This window comes from Polynucleobacter sp., assembly GCF_018500155.2.
Lineage (GTDB): Bacteria > Pseudomonadota > Gammaproteobacteria > Burkholderiales > Burkholderiaceae > Polynucleobacter.
Genome location: NZ_JAHBAK020000067.1, coordinates 1 through 5838 on the forward strand (window position 1 = coordinate 1; position 5838 = coordinate 5838).

Here is a 5838-nt window from a genome sequence, read left to right on the forward strand (position 1 = left end):
ACACTGATGTTGGAGCGCGAACCTTTATCGCCTGTACGAGCATGGGCTAGCTTATATAGCGGCAATGAAGAAGCGCTCAAGACACAGCCTCCTGATAAAAGTTAAATGACGCAACAACTTTTTCTCGAGGCACAAAGCCAACAAGGGTATTCAGACGAGGTTTAAGACTGGTTCTCACCCCGCCACCACCAGCTGGACCACAGGTATAAAGTGCAGTGACCTCCCGACAAACTTGCATCGCCATAGCGCGATCACGATGGGCTGCCGCAACACGCAAACGAACATCTCTATATTCCTGATTTATGATTTTCGGCCCATTGCCTGAATCACTTGGAAATAAACTAGATAATCCAATCAAGTCAATTCGTAAATTCAATATGCTTCCTAAGCGGTCTCGAATGATTTGCGCCGCCAACTGCGCTCGCTGATCAGCACGTGGGCCAGCGTAAGATATTTCTGCCTCCGCCAGCCAACCACCATCAATGCAAATATTGGCTTTCAAAGTATGGGGTCTAGGATGCCCTCTAACCCCAACTACTTGCACCCGATTTTCCCCACACTCTTTCACTTCTGCCTCAGTAATATCAGCTACGACATCGGGCGTTAAATATTGAGCCGGGTCATGGAGCTCATAAAGCAGTTGCTCAGTTACGGTCATGCGATTCACCAAGCCACCTGAATGAATAGGTTTGGTCACAGTAATGTTGCCCGACTCATCAAATTCGACAATTGGGAAGCCAATATCACTTATATTAGGAACCTCTTTGTAGCCTGGGTCAGCAAAATAGCCACCCGTTACTTGCGCGCCACACTCAAGCAAATGACCAGCCATCGTTGCTGCAGCTAAAAAATCCCAATCTTCCCAACTCTTTTGAAAATAAGCCATGAGTGGTCCCACTGTTAACGCAGGGTCTGCAACGCGCCCCGTCACTACCACCTGCGCACCTGCACTCAAAGCATCAGCAATTTCTTTGGCACCGAGATATATGTTCGCGCTAACGAGCGCGCTACCCTTAAGAATATTTTGATCTTCCTCTGATAGTGAGCTTTTTAATATCTTTTCATATTCTGGCCCTGCCATATCATCGCCATGCACAATCGCAATCTTGATATTTTCAATACCTTGTTCACGGGCCAATTGCTGTATTAATTGTGCAGCAGCCTGTGGATTTGCTGCGCCAAAATTTCCCACTATGGGAATACCCGCTCTGACACAATCTGCCAAAATTGGAGATAACATTTCTGCCAGTAATGGCTCGTATCCCAAAGTTTCATTTTGTCGACGCTCTAACTGAGCGAGCGCTAATGTTCTCTCTGCAAGACTTTCAAAAATCAAACAACTAGGGCCGCCCAATCGTTTCAGTTCATCAACGAGGGGCTTGGCAACACCTAATCTATCGCCAGAAAATCCTGCAGCACACGCAACTCGATAGAGATCTAGCACGATGACGAATAGGATTATTGTTGACTACGATTCGGGGAGTCTTGAAAACCGTTCGACCTAAAAGTGAGTACCAAGGTATCGCGATATCCGTAGTCTACCAAAGGCCGTATAGGTGTGGATTCATGAATCATGCGTTCATCATTCATCAATAATAAAGACCATGGTTGAGAGAGAGTAAAGCGCAATCCCGTCGATCCCGCCGCATCAAAAATTCTGGTTTCACCACCCTGAATCCCAACACGGTCAAGCAAAAATACAGCGACAAAATCAACACCATCACGATGCGCACCTTCTGGTGTAGGGCGGCCGATACCATCTGTTGTATCAATTCGAAATTGATGCGCTTCAACAAACCAAGTAGTCACTGGTTTTAGTCCACTGAGTAAATTGGCTAAGCCAAGCAGAACAGCCCGCCATGTTGGATCATTTGTCACTTGAGACTGAATGGGCTCAAACCAGCGTTCTATTCCACCATGCAAAGCGTTGTAGTCTACAGACTGCCAATGCGCACGATGTGGCACTAAAGTTAATGCCTGATTTTTAATTTCATAGCTAGCATGCCGACGAAAACGATAGCGCCCCCCATCCCGCAGATAAGGATCTCTGGGTAAACCCTCCCAATACGGCGTCATGCTCTCTAAGCCCGCTACCGAAACATTGCAAACCTGCGCCACCGTCTCGGCCGATACAACAGCAAAGCCATCATCACGCAAAGCCTGAGTAATGGCTTTAGCCTGAGTTAACGGAGGAGAAAGAGTCAATGTAGTCATGAGGACATTTTAGGGCAAGCATTAATCAAGCTGGGCACCAGATGCCTTCACAATTTTTGCCCACTTCACAAGCTCATCTTTTAGTAAAGTGACTAGCTTAGCCGGCGGCACTGGGGTTAAATCGAGACCTTGTGCGATTAACTTTTCCCGTGCCTCGGGCGTTGCCATGACTTTATCCATTGCTGCTTGTACTTTCTTGACCGCATTCACAGGAGTTCCTGCCGGCGCAAATAAGGCTACCCATACCTCACCCACACAGTCAGGATAAGTTTCAGCAATAGTTGGAATTTCTGGAGCAGCGCTAGATCGCTTTGCAGAGCTAATTGCAATTGCCTGCAATTTACCCGCCTTAATGTAATTTAAAGCAGACGGTAGGCTTGCAAAAGCGAGAGGAACTTGACCGCCCAGTACATCATTAATGGCTGGCGCAACCCCTTTATAAGGAATATGTTGCATCTCAATGCCTGCGCTAGTGTTGAGCATTGCGCCCAACAAATGACTAATGGTGCCATTACCAGCGGAAGCATAAGATAGCTCGCCTGGTTTTTTCTTAGCAGCACTGATCACATCTGCCAATGTTTTGTAAGGCGACCCAGGTGGGGATACCAATACGTATGGTGTTGCGCCAATGTAATACAAAGGCACAAAATCATTGATTGGATCAAATCCAGGATTTTTATATAAAGCAGGATTGATTGCCTGTGCGCTGTTGATAGTCAATAGCAAGGTATATCCATCCTTAGTCGCACGCGCCACACTTTGAGTGCCAATATTGCCGCCAGCACCAGGCCTATTCTCGACAACTACAGATGCGCCGATAGCCTCTCCAAACGCAGGCGCAATAAGACGCCCAACAATGTCATTCGTGCCTCCAGCAGCTTGTGGCACCACCATAGTGATGGGCTTACTGGGATAAGTCTGGGCAAATGCAGATATTGAAAATAAGAGTCCGGCAAAGCATGCCGCTAAAGCGGCTATTTTTTTATTCATTTTTGTCTCCTGTTATGTATATAAATGCATTAAACGCGCGCGCACCTCTCCTACGTGACCTTTTAGATCGTACAACTCTTTAGCATCCATCATCGATACTTTGATATTGTTTACCCGCCTTTCTATTCCCTCAAGATCTTTAAAGTTTCTTTCTTTTAGATCAGGATTGAGCGCATTTTTCTCAAGCTCGCGCAGCTCTGCATACACTTGCGCAAGTTTTAAACGCAAGAAAAAGTTTTTTGCAGACGGAATATAAGTAAACAATGGAATAAATATCACAATTAAAGGAATGACAATCTTGACAAATCGTCCAACCCACACCGCTGTCCAAAACGGCAAATGTCGATGTAAAAAAGAGGGGCCATCCTTCAAATAAATCTCGGCATCAACATGCAAAGGAAAATCCATGCCAAGACTAGATGGGAATTCCCCCGCCTTTTGTAAGCGTGAATAAGACTTCAAAATGTCGTAGGAAGCACTTAGCAATAAAGAGATCATCGCTGGACTAACATTATTCTGAGTCACTAGAGTGGCCGTAGGCGCTACCACCTGTATATCTTGGCGCGGAAGATCGTATTGAATACTTAATAAGCCCCGCGGGACATTCACTTTTGATAAGTAAGGTAAATTTCTAGTGTAGGCGTCCGCTTGATCAAAATTCATTAAACGAATACCAGGAATTTTGTAAAACTTTTCAAGCACTGGCGCCTCTGCGGCAGCAACAATGAAGACCGCGTCCAAATCCCCGTTATTGAGTTTTGCAATGGCTTGATCCGGTTTTAATTTTTCCGCATCAATATCTTTCTCAGAAATACCGCTAATTTTTAACAAAGCAGTACTTAAGGCCAGCGTCCCACTTCCCTCATTGCCGATCGCAACGCGTTTGCCCTTGAGCTGGCCCAGCACCTGAAGTCGCCCTCCTTCACTCTTAAATGAAGTCTCGCGATACCACACCCAAACAGGCTCATAAAACATGCCGGCAATTGAAACCAAATTAGGATACTGACTAACATCCGCTACGCCTCCTTGAATCATGGCGTAATGAACGCCTGACCTTGGATCATTTAATAAGGCAAGGTTATCAACCGTTCCTCCAGTAGCCTTTACTTCCAACTTAACGCCATCAGATGCAAGCTCTTTTTTTAAGCGCTCACCAAATTGGTAATAAAGACCTGTGGGAAAACCGGTTGCCATTTCTATTACTTTAGGTGGCGGAGGAATCAATATCCAAAGCACAGTAAAAACGAAAACGAGCAGAAGTAAAAAACTTAGAGCAATGGCAAAAGGGTTGTAAATGTATTTTTTAAGAGAATGCATATGGCCTCTATGTTTTTTAGTAGCTATTGCTACTACGCCAATAGTTTATTTTTGTACTTGATTGATAACAATCTTTACTTGATTGGATCCCAATGCAACTGTTTGCACAGCAGATAGTAAATCGCCAGATTCTGCTTTAGCCATCCCTGTCTTGCTAATTCTAGCCTCAATAGCCACTTCTGATAACTGAGAAATAAGTGCATTGGGGTTCATTGCTAACTTATCAGTTAAGGCAAAGCTCATCGGAGAGTCTGTCACTGGCACCTTCAATACCGCCACCGGCATCCGCTCCCCCGGTTTGCGAGCAATCACCATCAAGACATCACCGGGCTTTACCAAAGATTTCAAATCAGCAGAAATCTCAACTTTCCCACTCACGCTCTGCGCCACTTGAGGTGAGGCTTTTTGTGAAAGGCCACCTTTTGAGCGTGCCTCAGCTATAGAGGTTTCAATAGCGCGCGCCTCTTCTGAACCAGGTGGTAATTGTTTAGCAAGCTTCTCCCAGGTTTGGGCAGCGGCTTTGTAATTGCCACCATTAAACGAGGCTGATCCAGAAAGCCAAAGCGCCAAAAGATTATTTGGATCAAGCTTCAAAGCTTGCTGAATGAGTTGCAGCGGTTTTCCTGAAAAATTCCCATTTGCAACCGCCACTAGAGTATCGGCGTACTCAGCCAATAATTCTGGATCATTGTCAATAAAACTACCGGCTCGACCATAGGCCTTTGCAGCATCTTCACTACGACCCAAAATTCGATAAGAACGAGCAAGCATAGCCCAGCCTTTGAGATTGTCCGGCTCTTTTTCCATCTTTGACGCAAAATCAGCCACCATTTTCTCAACACCCTCTTGAGTCATTGGCTTTTGTTGATTATGTTGAGCTACCCGCACAACATCACCAACAGATAAATACAAAGCTGTAGACAGTAAAGCGATAAAGAGACAAGTGCCAATCACTACTTTTTTGGTAGACCCCATGACTGCCTTATCATCTTCTTCACTCGTATCTTGAAAAAGACGTTGACGCATTTCTGCGTGACTCATTTCATATTCTTGCGCATTGATCATGCCAGCAGAATGTTCAGCAGCCAGCTTCTCAAGCTCTTCACGATATATCACTGCATTCATCTGACGGCGAGAGGTTTCCTGAACTTTGCCGGCAAATAACAAAGGTCTGAGCAGGAGAACAAGAACCAGTACCAGCAGAAGAAAGGCGGCAATATAAAAACTAAACATTGCTATCATTCCGATCATTTTTGCCAAGCGTATTGAGAAGCGCATCAATTTTTTGATTGTCTTCTGGGCTTAGTGTTTTGGTAG

General features: G+C 45.3%; 5 protein-coding genes. All 5 read right to left on the reverse strand.

Annotated elements, in window-relative coordinates; translation table 11 throughout:
• Positions 1 to 76: 76 nt before the first annotated feature.
• Genes KIH43_RS07750 through ccmI form a run of 5 tightly spaced genes read right to left on the reverse strand, consistent with a single transcriptional unit; the run spans position 77 to position 5754 of the window.
• Positions 77 to 1447 carry an acyclic terpene utilization AtuA family protein gene (locus KIH43_RS07750; protein WP_297719478.1) on the reverse strand — a complete coding sequence of 457 codons (1371 nt, stop codon included), beginning with the start codon at positions 1445 to 1447 and terminating at the stop codon, positions 77 to 79.
• 11 nt (positions 1448 to 1458) lie between these two features.
• Positions 1459 to 2214, reverse strand: coding sequence for a 2OG-Fe dioxygenase family protein (locus KIH43_RS07755; protein ID WP_297719468.1), 756 nt, complete (start codon positions 2212 to 2214; stop codon positions 1459 to 1461).
• A gap of 21 nt (positions 2215 to 2235) precedes the next feature.
• A complete protein-coding gene (locus tag KIH43_RS07760) occupies positions 2236 to 3204 on the reverse strand; it encodes a tripartite tricarboxylate transporter substrate binding protein (RefSeq protein WP_297719471.1) in 969 nt (322 codons plus the stop codon).
• Between the two features lie 12 nt (positions 3205 to 3216).
• Positions 3217 to 4521, reverse strand: a complete 1305-nt coding sequence (locus KIH43_RS07765; protein WP_297719474.1) for a TAXI family TRAP transporter solute-binding subunit — start codon at positions 4519 to 4521, stop codon at positions 3217 to 3219.
• 45 nt (positions 4522 to 4566) lie between these two features.
• Positions 4567 to 5754, reverse strand: coding sequence for a c-type cytochrome biogenesis protein CcmI (ccmI, locus tag KIH43_RS07770; RefSeq protein ID WP_297719476.1), 1188 nt, complete (start codon positions 5752 to 5754; stop codon positions 4567 to 4569).
• Between the last annotated feature and the right edge of the window lie 84 nt (positions 5755 to 5838).